Origin of the sequence: Micromonospora sp. NPDC001898 (genome assembly GCF_042891255.1) — a bacterium.
Taxonomy (GTDB): Bacteria; Actinomycetota; Actinomycetes; order Mycobacteriales; family Micromonosporaceae; genus Micromonospora.
In genome coordinates this window covers 43,732-65,411 of record NZ_JBIATC010000012.1, presented here as the reverse complement: position 1 = coordinate 65,411, position 21,680 = coordinate 43,732, and the positions used below count along the sequence as shown (strand labels likewise).

The following is a 21,680-nucleotide window of genomic DNA, read 5'->3' as shown; positions in this document are numbered from 1 at the left end:
TCACTCACTGGGCACCTTCTCCTGCGGAACCGCCTCCTGGCGTCGGTCGGCGAACTCCGCCGCCCGCCGCCGGTTGGGCACGATACCCTGCGGACGGAAGATCATCATCACGATGACGACCAGGCCGAAGATCAGGATCCGGTACTCCGCCGCGTCGAACTCCACCCCCAGCAGTTCGCCGACGCCACGCAACCACTCCGGCAGGTACCAGGTGATCGCGCCGCCGACGATGGCGCCCTTGATGTTGCCGACACCACCCAGGATGACCGCCGCGAGCACCAGGATGGAGCTCTCCAACACGAACTGGTCCGAGTTGATGAACGTCTGCTTGCCGGCGAAGACGGCACCGGTCAGGCCGGCCACCGCCGCCCCGATGGCGAACGCCCAGAGCTTGTACTTGAACGTCGGCACGCCCATGACCTCGGCGGCGTCCTCGTCCTCGCGGGTGGCGACCCAGGCCCGGCCGACCCGGCTGTTGGCCAGGTTCCGGACCAGCACGATCACCAGGAGGATCAACGTCAGCAGGAGCCAGTAGTACGGGCGGGCGTCCACCACCCCGAACAACGGCTTGCCGTCCGATCCGGTGCCCGGCGGGTGCGGGATGCCCGGGATGCCCCGCTGCCCCTGGAGGACACCCTCGTTACGGGCGGCGTAGAGCCGGATCATCTCGGCGAAGCCGAGGGTCACGATGGCCAGGTAGTCGCCGCGCAGCCGCAGCGTCGGGCCACCGAGGATGACGCCGGAGATCATCGCGACCATGACCGCGATCGGCACCGCCGCCAGCCACGGCCACTCCGTCCCGAGCCGGCTCTCCGGCGAGGTCAGCAACGCGACCGTGTACGCGCCGAGCGCGTAGAACCCGAAATAGCCCAGGTCGAGCAGGCCGGCGAAGCCGACCACGACGTTGAGCCCCACGGCCAGCAGGACGAAGACCGCGGTGTCGAAGAGCACGCCCGCGAAGTCCGACCGGGTGGTGTAGAGCGCGAAGTACTCGCTCCCGATCGGGAAGCCCAGGTACTCGTAGAACCACTTGTTGGGCAGGATGTAGAGCAGGACGATCAGCGCCGCGATCGCGGCCCAGCGGACCTGCTTGGGCATGGCCGACCAGCGGCCCTTGAAGCCGGCGGGCCGACCCTTGTCCACGGTGGCGGTCATGCGCGCGCCCTCCCGAGAGATTCGCCGAGCAGGCCGGTGGGGCGGAACATCAGCAGCACGATCAGCAGCACGAAGCCGGTGAAGTCCTTCCAGTCTCCGCCGAACAGGCCGGCGGCGTAGTTCTCCGCCACCCCGAGCAGCAGACCGCCGAGCAGCGCGCCACGCAGGTTGCCGATGCCGCCGAGCACCGCCGCCGCGAACGCCTTCAGCCCGATCAGGAAGCCCACGTTGAACTTCGTGTAGCCGTAGCGGACGTTCCACAGCAGCGCCGCGACGCCGGCCATCAGGCCGCCGAGCACGAACACCAGCAGGATCACCCGGTTCTTGTTGACGCCCATCAGGGCGGCGGTGTCCGGGTCCTGGGCCACCGCCCGGATGCCACGGCCGAGCCGGCTGCGGTTCACGAACTGGTCCAGGCCGACCATCATCACCAGCGTCACGCCGAGAATCAGCAGCTGGACGTTGGTGACGGCGGCACCGAAGACGGTGAACAGCGTCTCGGAGGGAAGCAGCGTCGGCATGCCGAACGGCGCCCGGCGGGTGCCGATGCCGAAGGACTCGGCGAGCACGAACGACGCGCCGATCGCGGTGATGAGGAAGGCCAGCGGTGGCGCGTTGCGCCGCCGCAGCGGCCGGTAGGCGACCAACTCCACGGTCACCGCCGTCGCCGCGGAGGCGACGCCCGCCACGATCAGGCCGGCCGCCAGCGCGAGGATCAGCGGGCCGAGGGCCGGCGCGGCGGAATTCTGGTCGTAGCCGAGGGCCTCCCAGGTCCAGAAGGCGGTGAAGGTACCGACCATGAAGACCTCGGAGTGGGCAAAGTTGATCAGGCGGAGGACGCCGTAGACCAGGGTGTAGCCGAGGGCGACCAGGGCGTAGATCGCGCCCTGTTCCAGCCCGGTGATGGTCAGGGCCGGGAAATTCCCGAACAACTCATCGAAGTTCAAGTAGGGCTCCAACTGTGCGGCCAAACGAGGCGGCCGGGAGGATCACTCCCGGCCGCGTCGTCTGGTATCCCTGGCGGGACCGGAGAACCGGTCAGGCCTTCGGGATCTCGATGTCCGGAACGACCTTGCCCGCGTTGACCTTGAACGCCCAGACCACCACCTGCGCCGGGTCCAGCTCGCCACTGGCCTCGAACTTGTAGGTCACACCGGTGGCGGTGCCGGCCTTGTTGTAGGCCTTCACGAAGGCGAGGAGGTCGGCGCGGGTGACCTTGCCGGCCTTGATGCCCTCGAGGTAGATCTTGGCGATGTCGTACGACACGTCGGCGTAGGTGCCCGGCTCGGCGTTCTCGAAGGCCGCCTTGTAGTCGGTCACGAAGGTGCCCTTGGCCGCGGTGGCCGGGGCGCAGGGGCAGGTCAGGACGGTGCCCTCGGCGACCGCCTGGCCGGCGACCTTGATGAAGAGGGCGTCGTTGACGCCGTCACCGGCGACCATGGTGCCCTTCCAGCCGGCGCCCTTGAGCTGCTTGAGCAGCAGGCCCGCCTCGGTGTAGTAGCCACCGAAGAAGAGGACGGTCGAGCCGCTGCCGACGATCTTGGTGACGACCGCGGAGAAGTTGGTCTGCTTGACCTGGATCTTGTCCTCGCCGGTGACCGAGCCGAGAACCTTCTTGACCTCGCCCACCAGGCCCGTGCCGTACGCCGACTGGTCGTCGACGACGTAGACCTTCTCGGCCTTCAGCACGTTCTTGATGTAGCGACCGGCGGCCGGGCCCTGCGAGGTGTCGTTGCCGACGCCCCGGTGGTAAACCTTCCAGCCCTTGGTGGTCAGAGTCGGGTTGGTCGCCGACGGGGTGATGACCGGCAGGCCGGCCTCGTCGAAGATCGGGCCGCCCACCTCGGACTCGCCGGAGAACGCCGGGCCGACGAGGCCGACGACCTTGGTGTCGCCCACCGCCTTCTGCGCCAGCGGCGGGGCCTTGGCCGGGTCACCCTGCGAGTCGTACTGCTCGAGGTTGACCTTGCAGTCCGCGTTGTCCTTGTTGTACTGGTCGATCGCCAGCTTGGTGCCGTTGCGCATGTGGATACCGAGACCCGCGGCGTCGCCGGTGAGCGGGCCGAAGAAGCCGATCTTGAGGTCACAGGCGGCGGAGCTGCCACCCTCCTCGGTGCCACTGTCGGCCTTACACGCGGCCGTGCCACTGAAAACGAGCGCGCTGATGGCTACGCCACCGAGCACCCGTGCGAGCTTCTGCCTCACGGCTCGTACCCTCCTCCGTCCGAAGGCCCGAATCACCCGCCGCAATGTGGAAATTGGCTCTTGCTGGAGGGGTTTCGAACCGACCGCGAACCCGGTCTGGGGCGGGACGTTATCCCACCAGCAGGGCACGCCGTAAGACCTGAGAAGCGGGGTTGACCTAACCGTTACGTTGAGTGGCCAGATTCACTGAAGTGCTGTAACACACACTCGGGAGGATCGGGTAAAAGCCGACATCCGACACTGTCCGGAAACAAACCACAGGCACGCTCACCCGGGCCCGTCCGGCATACGCGCCGACCAGACCCCGGTGCCCCGCGCGCCATCCACCAGCAGCAACACCCGGTCCCCCGCCCCGGCCACCGCGACCGACCGGTCCGCCCCCACCGGCAACGGGGCCGGCACCAGCACCGGCGACCAGCCGCCACCGTCCGTCGAGAACCAGGCCGCCCCGCCCGCGTCGGACAGGACCACCGCGACCATCCCGCCGTCCACCGCCGCCAGGCCCGCCACCTGCGCCGACGCGCCCCCGGCCCGATCCAGCACCCCGCCCGGCCGCCACTCCACCCGGGTCGCCCCCGCAGCTCCGCCGGGCCCCTCGATCCAGGCCCCCACGCCGTCACCGCGTCTACCCACCGCGACCAGCCGCTCCCCCGCCCGGACCACCCGCTGGAGATCGCCCGGCGCGTCCGCGTCCGACAGCGTCTCCCGCCGCCAGTCCAGGCCGTCCGGCGAGGTCCACACCGCCGGCTCACCGCCCGGCCGCCCCGGCGTTCGCGACGAGCCCACCAGCACCCAACCCGACGCTCCCGCTGCCACGTCCGCCGCCCAGGTCCGCCCCGCCGCGTCAGACGCCAGCGGCGGCACGCCGCTGACCAGCCGGAACTCCCCCGCGTCCACCGAGGACCAGGCCGCCGCGCCGGTGCCCCGGTTGCCGGCGATCACCCAACCCTCCGGGCCGCCCGCGATCCGCCCCACGTTCACCGCGTCCGGGCCGCCGAACACCTCGAACTCCGCCGGCACCTCCACCACCGAGCCGTCGGCGAGCTGCCGCCACGTGCTCACCCGGGGATTGCCGTGCACCCCGCCGCTCTTCGCGCCCACCGCCGCCAGCCGGCCGTCGCGGCAGCCCACCGCCGTCAGCACGTTCTCCGGGCCGTACCCGCTGCGCGCCGCCAGCCGCAGCGACGTCCACGCCGTCGCGTCCGGGCTGGACCACGCCGCCGGCCGGGTCACGCCCGCCGCATCCGCGACCGCGCCCACCACGAACCAGCGCCCACCGCAGGCCACCGCGTCGCGCAGCAGCAGCCGCCCCGGAGCGCCCGGCGGCGTCGGCAGGGCCACCGCCCGCCAGTCGGGGCGCAGCGGGGTCGGCGTCGGCGCGGGACGCGGGGCCGACCAGCACCCGGCCAGCAGCACCGCGCACGCGGCCACCACGCCGGGCATCGCCCGCAGGCGCCGAGAGGACATGGACGCGATCGTATCGATCAATCGCAACGACGGGGAGCCCGCGACGCGCGGGCCCGCCGCCGGACGGGGCCGTCAGGAGGCCGGCTGGGCCACCTCGCCGCCGGCGGTCTCGGCGAGGATCCGCTCGGCGACCTCCTTCATGGTCAGTCGGTGGTCCATCGCCGTGCGCTGGATCCACTTGAACGCTTCCGGCTCCGTCATCCCGTACGTGGTCATCAGCGTGCCCTTGGCGCGCTCCACCGTCTTGCGGATCTCCAGCCGGTCGGTCAGGCCGGCGACCTCGGCCTCCAGCGCGGCGACCTCCGAGTACCGGGACAGCGCGATCTCCACCGCCGGCACCAGATCGCTCTTCTGGAACGGCTTCACCAGGTACGCCATCGCGCCGGCCGCCCGGGCCCGCTCCACCAGGTCACGCTGACTGAACGCGGTCAGGATGATCACCGGGGCGATCCGGGCACCGGCGATCCGCTCGGCGGCGGCCAGCCCGTCCATGATCGGCATCTTGATGTCGAGGATGACCAGATCGGGCTTCAGCTCCTCGGCGAGCCGGACGGCCGTCTCGCCGTCGCCGGCCTCGCCGACGACGTCGTAGCCCTCCTCGACCAGCATCTCGGCCAGGTCCAGCCGGATGAGCGCCTCGTCCTCGGCGATCAACACCCGCCTGCGCTCGGCATCCGTCTGCGTCTCGGCCACGAGCCACTCCCACCAGTCTGTGCCCGACACCGCCGTGCCGGGTGTCGCCGCCCCTAGCGTAGTGGGTAGTCTGTCAGGGCCGAACCACGGAAGCCCCTGTACTCCAACCGGAAGAGAGACGGAGCTCAAACCTCCGACAGTGTGGGTTCGAGTCCCACCGGGGGCACAGAAGTTGTCATACAGGCGTTCGAAGATGGGTGGGTGCATCCACCTGAGATCCGAGCGCGCGCCCGTCGCCTCTACCTCTCCGGGGCCACGGTTGCCGAAACCGCCCGCAGTGTCGGCCTCCCCTACGCGACGGTCCGTCAGTGGTGCAGGCATCGTCCTGAGCCGAAGCAGCAAGGCACCGCCTTCCGCTGTTTTCGCTGCGGTCCCGGTATCGGCAATTCGACAGACCCACATGCCTATGCCTATCTCCTGGGGCTTTACCTCGGAGATGGGCACCTCACCACCTCGAGTCGGGTTCCGGTCCTGAGGATCTCGTGCAGCAACGTGTGGCCGGGCCTTATCGAGGCTTGCGACTCCGCCATGCGAGCGGTCTTGGCGGCAAAAGTGCAACGGGTTCAGCAGCAGGGGTGCGTCAGCGTGCAGAGCTACGGCGTGCACTGGCCCTGCCTGCTGCCGCAGCACGGGCCGGGCAAAAAGCACGAGCGGCCCATCGTCCTCGCCGACTGGCAGCGCGAGATCGTCACCGCCCACCCCGGCGACTTCGTTCGCGGCCTCTTCCACTCCGACGGCTGCCGGTTCGCCAACCGGGTGACCGTGCGCGGCAAAGGCTACGTCTATCCCCGCTACATGTTCACCAACGAGTCGGCCGACATCATGGGGCTGTGCCAGTGGGCGCTGGGCCTGCTGGGCGTCGCCTGGCGGATGAGCCGCCGCAACTCGCTGTCGGTGGCCAGGCGCGAGGCGGTCGCCGCGCTGGACCGGCACGTCGGCCCGAAGTCCTGACCCCGCTGGGCGGGACCGCCGCCCGACCCGGGCACCCGCCGGTCAGCCGAGTGCGGCGAGCGCCTGCTCCAGGTCCGCCCGCAGGTCCTCCGGATCCTCCAGGCCGACGGAGATCCGCAGCAAACCGCCGACCGGCTTGGCGTCGCCTTCGACCGGCCGGTGGGTGAGCGAGGCCGGGTGCTGGATGAGGGTGTCCACGCCGCCGAGGGAGACGGCGTGGGTGATCAGCCGGCACGCCCCGGCGACGGCTGCGGCGGCGGGCGCGCCGCCGCGTACCTCGAAGGCGAGCAGGCTGCCGGTGCCGGCCATCTGCCGGCCGACGAGCCCGGCGGGGTCGTCGATGCCGGGGTGGTGCACGCGGGCGACAGCGGGGTGGCGGGCGAGCCAGCCGGCGAGCTTCTCGGCCCCGGCGGACTGGGCGCGGACCCGCACGGGCAGGGTCTGGAGGCCGCGGTGCAGCAGGTACGCGCCGAGGGGGTGCAGGATCGCGCCGGTGAGGGCGCGGACCTGGCGCAGCCGGGCGGCCCACTGGTCGTCGCAGGCGACGACGCCGGCGAGGACGTCGCCGTGGCCGCCGATGCTCTTGGTGGCGCTGTGCAGGACGAGCGCGGCGCCGTGCCGGGCGGGTTGCTGGAGCACAGGGGTGGCGACGGTGTTGTCGACGAGGAGGGGCACCTCGCCGGCGGCGGTGGCCAGGGCGGCGATGTCGACGAGGTCGAGGGTGGGGTTGGCGGGGGTCTCGACGATGACGAGGGCGGTGTCGGGGCGGACGGCGGCGACGACGCCGTCGGGGTGGGCCCAGGTGACCTCGGTGCCGAGCAGGCCGGTGGCGAGGACGTGGTCGGTGCCGCCGTAGAGGGGGCGGACGGCGACGATGTGGCGCTTCCCGTCCCGGGTGGCGGCGAGGAGGGTGGCGGTGAGGGCGGCCATGCCGCTGGCGAAGGCGACGGCGGCGGCGGTGCCTTCGAGCTCGGCGAGGGCGGTCTCGAAGCGGGCGACGGTGGGGTTCCAGAGGCGCTGGTAGACGGCGCTGCCGCCGGGTGGGAGGGCGCCGCCGGTGGCGAGGAGTTCGTACGCGTCGCCGCCGTCGGTGACCGACGGCAGGGGGTTGGTGGTGGACAGGTCGATGGGTGGGACGTGGACGCCGAGGGCGGCCAGGTCGGCGCGGCCGGCGTGCACTGCTCTGGTGTCCACGGTCGTCATGCGGGAAGCGTCGAACATCAGGGCGACAATCGGCAATAGAGTCGCAGAAGATTCTGTTTGTCGGTCTTTGACAACGCGATGATTCGGAGCAGGATGGTGGAATGCCCCTCGCACCGAATGATGTGCGGCCCTTCGCCGCCCTGGACGACGTCGATCGCGCGATCCTGACCGAGTTGGCCGTGGACGGCCGACTGCCGAACAACGCCCTGGCGGACCGGGTGGGGGTGGCACCGTCGACATGCCTGACCCGGACCCGGTCGCTGCGCGAGTGCGGGGCGATCCGGGGGTTCCACGCGGAGGTGGACCCGGCCGCGGTGGGACTGCCGTTGCAGGCACTGGTGTCGGTGCGGCTGACGGCGCACGAGCGGGCGGCGGTGGACGCGTTCCGGGCCCGGTCGGTGCGGCTGCCCGGGGTGGTGTCGGTGTTCCACGTGGCGGGCGCGGAGGACTACGTGTTACACGTGCGGGCGGCGTCGGGGGACGCGTTGCGGGACTTCGTGCTGGACCATCTCGCGGTGGACCCGGCGGTGCAGCACACCCAGACCAGCCTGATCTTCGAGCAGGCGCGCGGGATGGGTTGAGTTACACGTACCCGGCGAGGGGAACAATTCCGGCACTGGGCGGGTTGGACGATCGCGTGATCAACGTACCGATGTCTGTTCTTGATCTTGCCCCGGTCGCGGCCGGCGCCACCGCCGGCGCGGCCCTGCGGCACACCACCGAGCTGGCCCGGCGCACGGAGGAGTTGGGCTACCGCCGGTTCTGGGTGGCCGAGCACCACAACATGCCGGCGATCGCGAGCTCCGCGCCGGCGGTGCTGCTCGCGCACCTGGCGGCGAACACCTCGACGATCCGACTGGGCTCGGGCGGGGTGATGCTGCCCAACCACGCCCCGCTGGTGGTGGCCGAGCAGTTCGGCACCCTCGAAGCGCTGCACCCGGGCCGGATCGACCTCGGGATCGGCCGGGCCCCGGGGACCGACCAGGTCACCGCGCTGGCGTTGCGCCGGACGATGGAGGGGCTGTCGGCCGAGGGGTTCCCCCGGGAACTGGCCGACCTGATGAACTACTTCTCCGGGGAGCGCCCGGGGCCGATCACGGCCACGCCGGGGCGGGGCCTACAGCCCGCTGTCTGGCTACTGGGGTCCAGCGGATTCAGCGCGCAGCTCGCCGGGCTGTTGGGGCTGCCGTTCTCGTTCGCGCACCACTTCAGCGCGCAGCACACACTGCCGGCGCTGGCGCTGTACCGGCAGCACTTCCGGCCGTCGCGGTTCCTGGAGAAGCCGTACGCGATGGTGGCGGTGAACGCGGTCTGCGCGGACACCGACGAGCGGGCGGAGTGGCTGGCGGGGCCGAGCGCGCTGTCGTTCCTGAGGCTGCGCTCGGGGCGGCCGGAGCCCCTCGCCACGCCGGACGAGGCGGCGGCGTACCCGTACACGGAGGCGGAGCGGCAGTTCGCGCTCGCCCGGCGGGAGGGGCAGGCGCTGGGGTCGCCGGAGACGGTGCGCCGGCAGCTCACCGGCCTGCTGGAGCGCACCGGCGCGGACGAGCTGATGCTGACCACGCTGGTGTACGACGTGGCCGACCGGGTGCGCTCGTACGAGTTGATCGCGGACAAGGTGGTGGGCGGGCTGCGCCGGGACGGGTGAACCTTGTTGGAAACGCCCGAAACACGGTCTTCATAACGGCGTCACCCCCTCGACGCGGACACCGCGTAACTTTGGTTCCGGTGGTGGTACGGCACTCCCCGGTCGGGACGGGTCGGGGGTGTCGCGGTGTGGTGCACCGGGCCGGAGCTGTGCGGATTCCGCGGCTGCGGCCCGGTGCCTGCCACCCTGCCTCGCCGGTGCCCCCGGTGGGCAGGGGGCATCCAGCACGACGAGCGCTCAGCGCAGATAGATGTTCGGCACGGGCGGGACTCCCATGCCGTCCCCGATGAAGAAGCCCGGGTGCGGCGGCTGGTTGTAGGCCGTGTTCTGCCACGCCATCGCGGCCCGGTACTGCGGGTCGTGCATCAACGTGTGGATCCGGGTGCCGGTCGGGGTCGGGGTGCTGTAGATGCGCAGGGCCGTGCTGTCGCTGGTGCGCCACACGACCTCCTCGCGCCAGTCGCCGAGGATGTCGCCGGACAGCGCCGGGGTCGACTTGGTGCCGTTGTTGGAGCTGACGCCGCTGCCGGTGAGCAGCCGGGTCTCGCCGCCGGTGCCGTACTTGTCGATCTTCGTGCCGTCGAGGAGTTCGCGCACCGGGTCTCCGTCCCACCAGGCGAGGAAGTTCGCCGAGGACGGCTTGCGGCCGACGTTCTGGCCCCTGGTGTTGGCGAGGCCGTCGACGGCGGACGACCAGGACTCGGCGCCGGGGCTGCCGGCCCAGATGTCGGCGCAGACGCCCCGGCCGTTGTCGCCGGAGGCGGCGGTCGACCAGATGATCTGCCCGGTGCGGGCGTCGGCGAACCAGGAGCTGGGCTTGCTGGCGTCCTCGTCGACCTTGAAGATCTCCAGGCCGGCGCGGCTGGGGTCGAGATCGCCGACGTGCAGGGCGTCGCCGTGGCCGTTGCCGGTGGAGTAGAGCAGCCGGCCGTTGTCGTCGATGGTGGCCGCGCCGTAGACGATCTCCTGCCGGCCGTCGGCGTCGACGTCGGCGACGGAGAGCTGGTGGTTGCCCTGGCCCGCGGCGGCGGAGTTGCCGGAGGCGTTGGAGTCGAACGTCCACCGCCTGGTGAGGGTGCCGTTGCGGAAGTCCCAGGCGGCGATCACGGCACGGGTGTAGTAGCCCCGGGCCATGATCAGTGAGGGGCGCTGGCCGTCGAGGTAGGCGGTGCCGGCGAGGAACCGGTCGACCCGGTTGCCGTAGCTGTCGCCCCAGGAGGAGACGGTGCCGCGCGGCGGGTCGTAGTTGACGGTGGACGCGATCGCGCCGGTCCGGCCGTCGAACATGGTCAGGTACTCGGGGCCGGACAGGACGTACCCGCTGGAGTTGCGGTGGTCCGCCGAGGAGACGCCGACGGTCTGGCCGGTGCCGGAGCGGGTGCCGTCGGCGGTCTTCATGGCCACCTCGGCCCGGCCGTCGCCGTCGTAGTCGTACACCTGGAACTGGGTGTAGTGGGCGCCGGCCCGGATGTTGCGCCCGAGGTCGATGCGCCACAGCCGGGTGCCGGTCAGGGTGTACGCGTCGACGAAGACGTTGCCGGTGTAGCCGGACTGGGAGTTGTCCTTAGCGTTGGACGGGTCCCACTTGAGCACGATCTCGTACCGGCCGTCACCGTCGAGGTCGCCGACGCTGGCGTCGTTGGCGGCGTAGGTGTACGCCTCCCCGGTCGGGGTGGTGCCCCCGGCCGGCGGCTGGATCGGCACGTCGAGGTAGCCGCCCGCGAACTGGAGCGCCGGCCCGGACGCCGCCTGCTCGACGCCGTTCACCACGGCCCGCACCGTGTACGCCGACCCGGCGGCGGCCCCGCTGTCGAGGTGGTTGGTGGCACCCGCGATCGGGCTGCCGTTGACCCTGGTCGAGCCCCGGTAGAGGTTGAACGACACCCCGGAGGTCTCGGTGCCCAGCAGCCGCCAGGAGACGAGGTTCCCGCTGCCGGAACGGACGCTGATCAGGCCCCGGTCGAGGTCCTCGACCTGCTTCGCCCCGGCGGGCGGCGTGGTCGGGGGCGGCGTGGTCGGCGGCGGGGTGGGGGGCGGCGTGGTCGGCGGCGGGGTGGTGCCGGTGCAGGTCGTGCCGTTGAGCGCGAAGCTCCCCGGAACGGGGTTGCTGGCGTCGTTCCACGAGGCGTTGAAGCCGAAGTTCGCGGTGCCGCCGGTGCCGATGGCGGCGTTGTAGCCGGCATCGCGGGCGGTGACCTGGGCACCGGACTGGGTGACGGTGGCGTTCCACGCCTGGGCGACCTGCTGACCGGCCGAGTAGGACCAGGTGAGGGTCCAGCCGTTGACCGGGTCGCCGAGGTTGGTGACGGTGACGTCGGCGCCGAAGCCGCCGCCCCACTGGTTGGTGATCCTGTAATCGACGCGGCAGCCGGCGGCGGCCGAGGCCGCCACGGCGCCGAGGGTGCCGGCGGTGAGGGCGGTGGCGGTGAGGGTGGTGGCCGCCGCCGCGAGCAGGACGGCGCGGCGACGGGATCTGCTGGGGTGCACGGGCGTGCCTCCGGGGAGGTCGGGCGCGCGGCGACGCGATGCCCGTCGGCCTGCCCTGGGCCTGCGGTGGCGGTGCGCCGCGCTGGGGCGGTGGGGAGACGCATTGACGTCCGTAGTTCGACTCCGCGCTGCACGAATGCTAGGACAACGCTTTCCGACAGGCAACAGCCGCGTCGACCCCGCCCGTCGGAAGCACCCCCGGACGGGACCTTGCCCTCGGCGGCGGGATTTGATCAACTCGGCGGATGGCTGAGCACATGGACCCCGAGGAGTTCCGCCGGGCCGGGCACGCGGCGGTGGACTGGATCGCCGACTACTGGGCGACGCTCGGGCGGCGCCCGGTCACCTCACAGGCCCCGCCGGGGACGCTGGCAGCCGCGCTGCCGACCGGCCCGACCACGCACGGCGAGCCGGTCGAGGCCCTGCTCGCCGACCTGGACGACCTGGTCACCCCGCACCTGACCCACTGGCAGCACCCGAGCTTCTTCGGTTACTTTCCGGCGAACACCTCCGGCCCGAGCGTGCTGGGCGACCTGATCAGCTCCGGGCTCGGCGTGCAGGGCATGCTGTGGGCAACCAGCCCGGCCTGCACCGAACTGGAGACGGTGGTGCTGGACTGGCTGGCCGGGCTGCTCGACCTGCCGCAGCGGTTCCGCTCCACCGGCAGCGGCGGCGGCGTGATCCAGGACTCCGCCTCCTCGGCGACCCTGGTGGCCACCCTCGCCGCGCTGCACCGGGCCAGTGGAGGCCGGTGGCGGGCCGCCGGGATCGACCGCCGCTACCGCGCCTACACCTCCAGCCAGGGCCACTCGTCCATCGAGAAGGCGGCCCGGATCGCCGGGCTGGGCCTCGACGGGGTACGGGTGGTCGACGTCGACCCGGAAACCCTGGCCATGCGCCCGGACGCGCTGCGCGAGGCGATCCGAGCGGACCTGGCGGCCGGCGACGTGCCCGCGATCGTGGTGGCCACGATCGGCACGACCTCCACCACCGCCGTCGACCCGCTGCCGGAGATCGGCGCGATCTGCGCGGAGCTCGGCGTCTGGCTGCACGTCGACGCCGCGTACGCCGGGGCAGCGGCGGTCTGCCCGGAGCTGCGCTGGTCGCACGTCGGTCTGGAGTACGCCGACTCGTACTGCTTCGACCCGCACAAGTGGCTGCTCACCGGCTTCGACTGCGACGCGTTCTGGGTGGCCGACTCCGGTGAGCTGGTCGAGGCGCTGACGGTGCTGCCGGAGTACCTGCACAACGCGGCGACCGAGACCGGCGCCGTGATCGACTACCGGGACTGGCAGGTGCCGCTGGGGCGTCGGTTCCGCGCCCTGAAGCTGTGGTTCGTGCTGCGCTGGTACGGGGTGGAAGGGCTGCGGGCGCACATCCGCTCCGGGGTGGCCCTCGCCGACCGGTTCGCCGCCCACGTCCGCGCCGACGACCGGTTCGCGCTCGCCGCGCCGCACCCGTTCTCGCTGGTCTGCTTCCGGCTCACCGCCGGCGACGAGGCCAGCGCCGAACTGCTGTCCCGGGTCAACGCCACGGGCCGGGTGTCGCTCACCCACACCCGGGTCGCCGGCCGGTACACGCTGCGCCTCGCGGTCGGCTCGCCACTGACCACACAGGCGCACGTGGACGAGGCGTGGGAGTTGCTGAGCGAGGCGGCCGGGAAACCGTCGGCCTAGCGCGAGTGACCTCGTCCGGCCCCGCACCCACCCCGCGCCCGGGGCCGGGCGATGTCCGGCCCCGGGCGGAAGCCGCTGCTCGGAACGCTGTGGAGCTGAATCGTTGACGAGGTCCGTCAGCCTTCGACGGTGGCCAGCGGGAGGGACCGCTCCGGGGCCGCCGTCTCCCCCGACCCGGTGGCGGCCTCGACCGTGGCGCGGGCGTCGCGGACACGGCGCAGCGCGCGGACGGCCAGGACGATCGCGACGAGCCAGCCGGCGGCGAGGAGCCCGTAGACCAGCCACTGGGCCCCGCCGGGGAGGCCTCCGACGCGGATCAGGGTGCGGGCGTTGGTCAGCACGATCACGCCGCCGATGGTGGCGCCGAGAAGCTGGGCCGGGACGATCCGGACCAGCCAGGCGGCGATCGGGGCGGCGATCAGGCCGCCGATCAGCAGGGCGGCGACGGTCGGCAGCAGGAAACCCTCAGTGCCGAGGCCGATCAGGAAGCCGACGCTCGCCGCGCCCGCCACCACGAACTCGGCGGTGTCGACCGAGCCGATGACCTTGCGTGGCTCCATCCGGCCGGAGACCAGCAACGCCGGGGTGGCGACCGGACCCCATCCCCCACCGCCGGTCGCGTCGACGAAGCCGGCGACCAGGCCCAGCGGGCCGAGGAACCGGCTGCGCAGCCCACCGGCGGCGCGGTTGACGCGCAGCGGCCGGGAGAAGCGCACCAGCAGGTACGCGCCGAGGGTGAACAGGATCGCGGCCATCCATGGCGCGGCCGCCTCGGTGGAGATGGCGCTGAGGAAGGTGGCGCCGGCGAACGCGCCGAGCGCGCCGGGAACGGCGATGCGGGCGACCACCCGCCAGTCGACGTTGCCGAACCGCCAGTGGGCCACCCCGGCGGCGAGCGTGGTGCCGATCTCGGCCAGGTGCACCGAGGCCGACGCGGCGGCCGGGGCGACCCCGGCGACGAGCAACAGGGTGGACGAGGTCAGCCCGTAGGCCATGCCGAGCGACCCGTCGATCAGTTGCGCGACGAGCCCGACCAGGGCAAGGACCAGCAGCTTGCGCACGAGCGCCCCCTGACTTTTCGGTATCTCCTATCGACTTGGTCGACAATGCGGCACGGGTGGACCCGGGTCAAGTCCCCGATCGGCTGATGGGACGCGCCGGACGGCCGCCACCCGTGGCGCGGTCGGCGATCCGTGGCGATGGTGGGTGGCGCGGGTGGCGCCGGTCAGCTCCAGGCGCGCGGGTCGGCGGCCAGCTCGTTGACCCGCGCGGGCAGGGTGCCGTTGGCCACGTCCGCGACGGTGACCAGTTCGAGGATCTCCCGCTCGCTGGCCCGCAGGGCGATCCACACGTCCTGCAACGCCCGGGCGGCGCCGAGGTAGCCGAGCTGCTCCGGGCGCTGCCCCCGGACGTGTGCCAGCGGCCCGTCGATCACCCGGATCACCTCCGCCAGGGAGATGTCGGCGGCCGGCCGGGCCAGCCAGTACCCGCCCTCGGGGCCGCGCTGGGCGTGCACGATCCCGCCGCGGCGCAACTGCAGCAGGATGCTCTCCAGGAACTTCGGCGGAATCTCCTGCGTCTTGGCGATCTGCTCGGCCGTCACCGGGCGGGCCCGGCCGGTGCCGGCGCCGTCGGCGACCGCCGCGAGTTCGGCGGCCGCGCGGAGGGCGTAGTCGACCCGAGCGGAGAGACGCATGTCGGCCAGGCTAGTCGCCGAGCCGATCGGTCAGGCTGCCGCCCCTCGGCCGAACGGTCGAACCGCCCTCGTCCCACCGCCCGGCCGGGCGGCTCTCGTCGGTGGCGCGGTCGTGGCACCATACCGGTGTCGTCGCACGACGGGTGCCCGACGACGCGTCAGCGCGCAGAGCGGAAGACAGCCAGGCCGATAGGGGCAGCCACAGCGATGCCGGAGATGACGCCGCTGGGTCCGCGGGATCCGGACCGGGCGGGCCCCTACGAACTGCTCGGTCGCCTCGGTGCGGGCGGCCAGGGCGTGGTCTACCTGGGCCGCGAACAGCAGGGCGGGTTCGTCGCCGTCAAGATGATCAACCTCGACCTGCACCACAACCCGCGCGCCAAGGCCCAGTTCGCCAAGGAGATCGCCGCCGCCCGGCGGGTAACGCCGTTCTGCACCGCGCAAATCCTCTTCGCGGACGTGGACAGCGACCCGCCGTACGTGGTGAGCGAGTACATCGAGGGCCTGACCCTGCAACGGCACGTCCGCGAGTACGGCCCGGTCACCGGCAACGCCCTGCACCGGCTGGCAGTGGGCACCGCCACCGCGCTCGCCGCGATCCACCAGTCCGACGTGGTGCACTGCGACCTCAAGCCGGACAACGTCGTCCTCGGCGCGGACGGCGCCCGGGTCATCGACTTCGGCATCGCCCGGGCCCTCGACGTCACCGAGACGATGACCAGCAGGATCATGGGCACCGCGCCGTACATGGCGCCGGAGCGGTTCCGCGACGACGAGGTGGGCCCGGCCAGCGACGTGTTCGCCTGGGCGGCGACCATCGCGTTCGCCGCGGCGGGCCGACCGCCGTTCGGCACCGGGACGGTCGTGGCGGTGATGAACCGGGTGCTGCACGACCCGCCGGATCTGGCCGGCCTCTCCGGCCCGCTGGGCGAGCTGGTCGGTCAGTGCCTGGACAAGGACCACCGGGCCCGGCCGCCGGCCGAACAGGTTCTGCTGCGCCTGCTGGGGCACACCCCGCACGCCGGGGCACCGGTGCCGATCCAGACGGCGCTGCGGGCGGGCACCGACGCGGCGGCCACCCAGTTGGTCCCCCGCCAACCGGCGATGCACGAGCCGACCGTTCACCCACCGACGACACACGGGCCGACCGTGTACCAGCCCACGACGTACGGGCCGCCGGCTCCACCGCCCACCGCCCACCAGCCCACGACGTACAGGCCGCCGGCTCCACCGCCCACCGCCCACCAGCCCACGACGCACGGGCCGACCACGTACCGGCCGGCGGCGCGCGGGCCGGCGCGGGACACGTGGTCGCGGCGGGTGCGCCGGCAGTACGCCGACGCCTGGGGGATCTCGGCCGCCATCTTCCTGGGCGCGGCCGGCGGGGCCGCCGGGTACGTGGCGACCACCGCCCCGGGCACCGCCGCCGCCGTGGGGGCGGTGACCTTCGTCGTGGTCTACGGTGTCCGTCTACTCGTCGCCACCGCGCTGCCCGGAGCCACCGCACCGGACGCCCCCGCACCGGACGGATCCGGGGCGGCGCCCACGTCCGACCGGGGCGGCCCGGCGGCCTACCCCGGCTCCTGAACCCCCGCGAACCCCTGGAGGATCCGATGGCCACCGGTCAGCCTTCCGCCCGGCCATGGTTGCCGTTGACGGTGGCCGTCGTCGCCGGGTTCGCGGTCATCGCCGCGGCGTACGTGATCGTGCGGCCGGACCCCGGCGCGGACCGCTCCTCGTGCGTGGCGCTGGAGGTGAACTCCTCGACGGAGAAGGACCAGTTGCTCGGTCAGCTCGCCGCGAAGTACAACGACAGCGATCGGCGCTTCGGCGGGCGCTGCGCCCAGGTGACCGTGCACGGGCTCAACTCGGGCAAGGCGATGGAGGCGCTGGCGGGCGGCTGGGCCAGACAGCAGCCGGCGATCCCGGCGCCGCAAGTGTGGCTGCCGACGTCGTCGCTGTGGACCGGTCGGCTGCGGCTGCTGGACGAGAAGGAAGGCCGGCCCGCGCAGACCCCCGACCGGTACCCGTCGATCGCGAACAGCCCGCTGGTCATCGCCATGCCCAAGGAGAAGGGCGAGCTGGTGCAGCAGCGCGGCCCCCTCGGCTGGGCGGACGTCCTCGGGCTGTCCGGGGACCAGGGCTGGGCGGCCTTCGGCCGGCCCGAGTGGGGCCGGTTCACCTTCGGCAAGGACAACCCCAACCTGTCCACCTCGGGGCTGGCGGCCACCATCGCGACCTACTACGCGGCGGTGCAGCGCTCCAGCGACCTGACCGAGCCCGACCTGGCGCAGCCCCCGGTGACCCGGTTCGTCCGCGAGATCGAGGCGAACGTCTCGCACTACAGCGACGACTCGGTGGACCTGCTGCGCGACCTCGCCGAGGCGGACCTGGGCGCGGGCGGAGACGCGCGGACGCGGGACATGAGCGCGGTCGTGGTGCAGGAGGAGCTGGTCTACCAGTACAACCAGGGGCAGCTCAGCCCCACGCCGGGCCAGAAGCCCCGGGTCCCGCTGGTGGCGGTGCACCCGAAGGAGGGCACCTTCAACCTCGACCACCCGTACGTGGTGCTGCCCTCGGCCGACGAGGCGCAGCGCGCGGCGGCGCAGGACTTCCTGCTCTTCCTCCAGGACGGCCCGCAGCAGCGCAGCTTCGCCGAGCTCGGCTTCCGCGACCACGAACGCCGGCCCTCGGACGAGTTGGTCGCCGTCGTGCGGGGCGGGCCCGCCGGGAACCTCACCTACTTCGATCCGCCGGAGCCGGAGGTGGTGGACGCGATCCTGCGCGGGTGGAGCACGCTGCGCAAGAAGGCGAACATCCTGTTCGCCGTGGACGTCTCCGGCTCGATGACCAAGAAGGTCGGCGGCAAGTCCCGGCTCCAGGTCGCCACCGACGCCGCCGGCAAGGCGGTCCGCCTGCTCAACTCGGCCGACCAGGTCGCCCTCTGGTCGTTCTCCTCGGAGACGTCGCAGCGCCCGAAGCCGCACCGCGAGGAGCTTCGGCTCTCGCCGTTCAACGAGGCCCGCTTCACCGGCAAGCTCGGCGGCCTGAAGCCCGACGGCGGCACCGCGCTGTACGCGACGGTCCGCTCGGCGCACCGCCAGCTCCTCGCCAGTTACGATCCGGACCGGATCAACGCGGTGGTGGTCCTCACCGACGGCAAGAACGAGTACCCGAAGGACAGCGACCTCGCCCGGCTGCTGAAGGACATTGCGCTGGACCCGGAGCGGCCGGTGAAGGTCTTCTGCGTCGCCTTCGACCAGGACTCCGACTTCGCCACCCTCGACAAGATCGCCAAGGCCAGCGCCGGCAAGGCGTTCGACGCCAGAGACCCGGCGACGATCGACGAGGCGTTCGTGAAGCTGGTCAGCAGCTTCTGATCAGGTGCCGACCCGGCGCAGCAGGCCCTCCTGCACGACGCTGGCGACGTGCCGGCCGTCGGTGCTGAAAACCCGGCCGGTGGCCAGCCCACGCGCGCCGGAGGCGGACGGGCTGCCGCAGTCGTACAGGAACCACTCGTCGGCCCGGAACGGCCGGTGGAACCACAGGGCGTGGTCGAGGCTGGCCCCGACCACGCCGCCGGGCCCCCACACCTCGCCGTGCACCGACAGCACCGAGTCCAGCAGGGTCAGGTCGGAGGCGTACGTCAGGGCGCAGGCGTGCAGCAGCGGGTCGTCGGGCAGCTTGCCGTCGATGCGCATCCAGACCCGCTGGTGCGGGTCGGCGGGCCGGTCGCCGGGGCGGACCCAGCCGGGCTCGCCCACGTAGCGCACGTCGATCGGGCGCGGGATCTGCCCCCAGATGCCCAGCCGCTCCGGGTAGCGGGACAGCCGGTCGGTCATCGTGGGCACGTCGTCCGGCCCGGGCACGTCCGGCGGGGTGGGGTCCTGGTGGTCCAGGCCCTCCTCGGTCCGCTGGAACGACGCCGACATGAAGAAGATCGGCTGGTCGTGCTGGAGCGCCACCGAGCGGCGCACGGAGAACGACCGGCCGTCGCGGACGTTCTCCACCTGGTACTCGATGGGCTCGGACGGGTCGCCGGGCCGGACGAAGTAGCCGTGCAGCGAGTGCACGAACCGCTCCGGGTCGACGGTGCGGCCGGCGGCGACCAGGGCCTGGCCGGCGACCTGGCCGCCGTACACCCGCTGCGGACCGACCGGGGGGCTGACCCCCCGGAAGGTCATCTTGTCGGTCTGCTCCAGGTCAAGGACCCCGAGGAGCTGGTCGACGGCAGCCTGGCCGACGGCGACCGGGTCGGTCACTGCAACGCCCGCGCGGACGCCGCGTCGACCAGCGAGCCGAGCTGGTGCACCCGCAGGGTGTTGGTGGAGCCGGGGGTGCCGGGCGGGCTGCCGGCGACGATCACCACGTAGTCGCCCGGGTTGGCCCGGTTGAGCCCGAGCAGCGCCTGGTCGACCTGGCGGAACATGTCGTCGGTGTGCTCGACGAACGGCATCAGGAACGTCTCCACGCCCCAGCAGAGGGCGAGCTGGCTGCGCACCTCGGGCACCGGGGTGAAGGCCAACAGCGGCAGGTCGCAGTGCAGCCGGCTGAGCCGCTTGACGGTGTCACCGGTCTGCGAGAAGGCCACCAGGGCCTTCGCGCCGATGGCCCTGGCGATCGAGGACGCGGCGACGGTGAGCGCCCCGCCGTGGGTGCGCGGGTCGTGCTGGAGCCGGGGCACCCCGATCGAGCCGGCCTCGGTGGTGGTGATGATCCTGGCCATGGTGCTGACCGTGAGCACCGGGTACTTGCCGACGCTGGTCTCGCCGGACAGCATCACCGCGTCGGCGCCGTCGAGCACCGCGTTGGCCACGTCGGAGGCCTCGGCGCGGGTCGGCCGCGAGCTCTCGATCATCGAGTCGAGCATCTGGGTGGCCACGATGACCGGCTTGGCGTTCTCCCGGCAGAGCTGCACGGCGCGCTTCTGCACCAGGGGGACCTGGTCCAGCGGCATCTCGACGCCGAGGTCACCGCGGGCGACCATGACGCCGTCGAAGGCCAGCACGATCGCCTCGAGGTGGTCGACCGCCTCGGGCTTCTCGACCTTGGCCAGCACCGGCCGGTACACGCCCTCCTCGGCCATGATGTTGTGCACGAGCTTGATGTCCTCCGCCGAGCGGACGAAGGAGAGCGCGATCATGTCGACGCCGAGGCCGAGGGCGAAGCGCAGGTCCTCGGCGTCCTTGTCGGACAGGGCCGGGACGCTGACGGCCACGTTGGGCAGCGAGACGCCCTTGTTGTTGGAGACCGGGCCGCCCTCGGTGACCAGGCAGCGGATGTCGTTGCCGACCACGTCGCTGACCTCGACGGCCACCCGGCCGTCGTCGATCAGCAGCCGGTCGCCGGCCTTCACCTCCTGCGGGAGCTTGCGGTAGGTGCAGGAGACCCGCTCCTTGGTGCCCAGGATCTCGTCCCCGGTGATCACCACCGAGTCGCCGGTGCGCCACTCGTGCGGGCCGTCGGCGAACCGGCCGAGCCGGATCTTCGGGCCCTGGAGGTCGGCGAGCAGGGCCACCGGCCGGCCGGCGGCGTCGGAGGCCTCGCGGACGAGTCGGTAGACCGCCTCGTGGTCCGCGTGGCTGCCGTGGCTGAAGTTGAGTCTCGCCACGTTCATGCCCGCCTCGACGAGCCCCCGGATGCGCTCCGGGGACGAGGTGGCGGGGCCAAGAGTGCAGACGATCTTCGCGCGGCGTGTCACGCCCATCAGGCTAGTCTCTCCTCCGGGTCGGTCTACGGGCCGACCCCTTTCGGATTGCGGAACAGTTCTGCGACGACGCGCCACACCCGCGCACCCGGCGGGCGGACTCACACCCGGAACCATCGTCCGGAATCGTCGTGTCGGCGGGCATCGGCGACCGCGCGCCGGGAATCCTACCGCCCGGCGTCACCTCCCTCGGGTGCGCTCCCCACCACTGGACGACGGTATCAGCGGACGGGCCGCGACCGCCGTCACGATGCCGACACCCCGTCGGCTGCCGAGCGGTCAGCTCTCCGTCTTGGCCAGGGGAAACTCCACCGCGCCGGCCGGGCAGAGGAACGTCAGCACGTCCACCCGGTAGAGCCCGGCCTGCACCGCCGGGTCGGCCTCCATGACGCCGCGCACGTCGTCCACCGAGCCGGTGCGGGACAGCCCGAAGCCGATCGGCGGGTCGGGCTCGCGGGCGGGGCCGTCGATCGAACCGGCGACCAGCACGATGCCCCGTCGTTGCAGGGCCCGCATGTGTTCGGTGTGCTCGGCCTGCAACCGCTGGACCGTCTCGTCGGGCAGGGCCCGCCCGGAGGGGCCCGGGTAGAGCACGATGCACTCGTAGGTGTCGAGCGCGAAGTCGACCTGCCGCATCCCCGTCATGGCGCTCCTCCCCCGGCCAGCGTCGCACGGGCGGGGCCGGCGGCGGGGCCACTCGGACCGATCCGCCACGCCGGGTGACCCGACGGACGCGCGGGGCGACCCCGACCTTTCCCCTCGGTGATCGAGCAACTACCTTCTGAGTGGTTC

The 21,680-nt window shown here is 72.4% G+C and carries 18 protein-coding genes, 1 tRNA gene and 1 pseudogene; 8 read left to right on the top strand and 12 right to left on the bottom strand.

Annotated elements, in window-relative coordinates:
* The 5 genes from ACFYZF_RS22670 to ACFYZF_RS22650 form a co-directional block, all read right to left on the bottom strand.
* On the bottom strand, positions 1-1,155 hold the full coding sequence (locus ACFYZF_RS22670) for a branched-chain amino acid ABC transporter permease (protein WP_387023808.1): 1,155 nt from the start codon (positions 1,153-1,155) through the stop codon (positions 1-3).
* A complete protein-coding gene (locus ACFYZF_RS22665) occupies positions 1,152-2,102 on the bottom strand; it encodes a branched-chain amino acid ABC transporter permease (RefSeq protein WP_387023806.1) in 951 nt (316 codons plus the stop codon). The genes ACFYZF_RS22670 and ACFYZF_RS22665 overlap by 4 nt, the downstream gene beginning before the upstream one ends.
* Positions 2,103-2,193: 91 nt before the next feature.
* Complete coding sequence (locus ACFYZF_RS22660) at positions 2,194-3,360, bottom strand: branched-chain amino acid ABC transporter substrate-binding protein (RefSeq protein ID WP_387023804.1); 1,167 nt, start codon at positions 3,358-3,360, stop codon at positions 2,194-2,196.
* Positions 3,361-3,627: 267 nt separating this feature from the next.
* A complete protein-coding gene (locus tag ACFYZF_RS22655; RefSeq protein ID WP_387023802.1) occupies positions 3,628-4,827 on the bottom strand; it encodes a hypothetical protein in 1,200 nt (399 codons plus the stop codon).
* Between the two features lie 72 nt (positions 4,828-4,899).
* Entirely contained in the window at positions 4,900-5,520 is a 621-nt protein-coding gene (locus ACFYZF_RS22650; protein ID WP_387023800.1) for an ANTAR domain-containing response regulator, read from the bottom strand.
* Positions 5,521-5,612: 92 nt separating this feature from the next.
* On the opposite strand from ACFYZF_RS22650, the gene ACFYZF_RS22645 reads away from it, so the two are divergent.
* The 3 genes and pseudogenes from ACFYZF_RS22645 to ACFYZF_RS22635 all read left to right on the top strand — a co-directional run bounded on the left by ACFYZF_RS22645 (position 5,613) and on the right by ACFYZF_RS22635 (position 6,471).
* A tRNA-Leu gene (locus ACFYZF_RS22645) sits at positions 5,613-5,686 on the top strand.
* A pseudogene (locus ACFYZF_RS22640) lies at positions 5,662-5,829 on the top strand (hypothetical protein); the annotation flags it as partial. The gene ACFYZF_RS22645 and the pseudogene ACFYZF_RS22640, both read left to right, overlap by 25 nt.
* Before the next feature lie 276 nt (positions 5,830-6,105).
* Positions 6,106-6,471 carry a hypothetical protein gene (locus tag ACFYZF_RS22635; protein ID WP_350885155.1) on the top strand — a complete coding sequence of 122 codons (366 nt, stop codon included), beginning with the start codon at positions 6,106-6,108 and terminating at the stop codon, positions 6,469-6,471.
* 42 nt (positions 6,472-6,513) lie between these two features.
* Here ACFYZF_RS22635 and ACFYZF_RS22630 read toward each other — a convergent pair whose 3' ends face one another.
* Positions 6,514-7,692, bottom strand: coding sequence for a trans-sulfuration enzyme family protein (locus tag ACFYZF_RS22630; RefSeq protein ID WP_387023798.1), 1,179 nt, complete (start codon positions 7,690-7,692; stop codon positions 6,514-6,516).
* An 83-nt stretch (positions 7,693-7,775) separates the two neighbouring features.
* On the opposite strand from ACFYZF_RS22630, the gene ACFYZF_RS22625 reads away from it, so the two are divergent.
* Both ACFYZF_RS22625 and ACFYZF_RS22620 read left to right on the top strand, forming a co-directional pair.
* Positions 7,776-8,255: an Lrp/AsnC family transcriptional regulator gene (locus ACFYZF_RS22625; protein WP_350885069.1), complete on the top strand. Its 480-nt coding sequence runs from the start codon at positions 7,776-7,778 to the stop codon at positions 8,253-8,255.
* A 71-nt stretch (positions 8,256-8,326) separates the two neighbouring features.
* On the top strand, positions 8,327-9,322 hold the full coding sequence (locus tag ACFYZF_RS22620; protein WP_387023796.1) for an LLM class flavin-dependent oxidoreductase: 996 nt from the start codon (positions 8,327-8,329) through the stop codon (positions 9,320-9,322).
* Positions 9,323-9,559: 237 nt separating this feature from the next.
* Here ACFYZF_RS22620 and ACFYZF_RS22615 read toward each other — a convergent pair whose 3' ends face one another.
* A complete protein-coding gene (locus tag ACFYZF_RS22615) occupies positions 9,560-11,809 on the bottom strand; it encodes a cellulose binding domain-containing protein (protein ID WP_387023794.1) in 2,250 nt (749 codons plus the stop codon).
* 245 nt (positions 11,810-12,054) lie between these two features.
* Between ACFYZF_RS22615 and ACFYZF_RS22610 the strand changes: the two genes are divergently transcribed.
* Positions 12,055-13,485, top strand: a complete 1,431-nt coding sequence (locus ACFYZF_RS22610; protein WP_387023792.1) for a pyridoxal-dependent decarboxylase — start codon at positions 12,055-12,057, stop codon at positions 13,483-13,485.
* A 116-nt stretch (positions 13,486-13,601) separates the two neighbouring features.
* Here ACFYZF_RS22610 and ACFYZF_RS22605 read toward each other — a convergent pair whose 3' ends face one another.
* Together ACFYZF_RS22605 and ACFYZF_RS22600 are read right to left on the bottom strand one after the other, a co-directional pair.
* The gene (locus tag ACFYZF_RS22605; protein ID WP_387023790.1) at positions 13,602-14,546 is read right to left on the bottom strand and encodes a sulfite exporter TauE/SafE family protein; all 945 of its coding nucleotides are present in this window, start codon (positions 14,544-14,546) and stop codon (positions 13,602-13,604) included.
* Between the two features lie 164 nt (positions 14,547-14,710).
* The gene (locus tag ACFYZF_RS22600) at positions 14,711-15,181 is read right to left on the bottom strand and encodes an RrF2 family transcriptional regulator (RefSeq protein ID WP_387023788.1); all 471 of its coding nucleotides are present in this window, start codon (positions 15,179-15,181) and stop codon (positions 14,711-14,713) included.
* 207 nt (positions 15,182-15,388) lie between these two features.
* Between ACFYZF_RS22600 and ACFYZF_RS22595 the strand changes: the two genes are divergently transcribed.
* Positions 15,389-16,768, top strand: coding sequence for a protein kinase (locus ACFYZF_RS22595; RefSeq protein WP_387023787.1), 1,380 nt, complete (start codon positions 15,389-15,391; stop codon positions 16,766-16,768).
* Positions 16,769-16,794: 26 nt separating this feature from the next.
* Positions 16,795-18,561, top strand: a complete 1,767-nt coding sequence (locus ACFYZF_RS22590) for a substrate-binding domain-containing protein (protein ID WP_387023785.1) — start codon at positions 16,795-16,797, stop codon at positions 18,559-18,561.
* Here the strand turns inward: ACFYZF_RS22590 and ACFYZF_RS22585 are convergent, their stop codons facing one another.
* The 3 genes from ACFYZF_RS22585 to ACFYZF_RS22575 form a co-directional block, all read right to left on the bottom strand.
* On the bottom strand, positions 18,562-19,443 hold the full coding sequence (locus ACFYZF_RS22585; protein WP_387023784.1) for an acyl-CoA thioesterase: 882 nt from the start codon (positions 19,441-19,443) through the stop codon (positions 18,562-18,564).
* Positions 19,440-20,888: a pyruvate kinase gene (gene pyk, locus ACFYZF_RS22580; RefSeq protein ID WP_387023782.1), complete on the bottom strand. Its 1,449-nt coding sequence runs from the start codon at positions 20,886-20,888 to the stop codon at positions 19,440-19,442. Before pyk ends, ACFYZF_RS22585 begins: the two co-directional genes overlap by 4 nt.
* Before the next feature lie 279 nt (positions 20,889-21,167).
* Positions 21,168-21,533: a YciI family protein gene (locus tag ACFYZF_RS22575; protein ID WP_387023781.1), complete on the bottom strand. Its 366-nt coding sequence runs from the start codon at positions 21,531-21,533 to the stop codon at positions 21,168-21,170.
* Positions 21,534-21,680 lie beyond the last annotated feature (147 nt).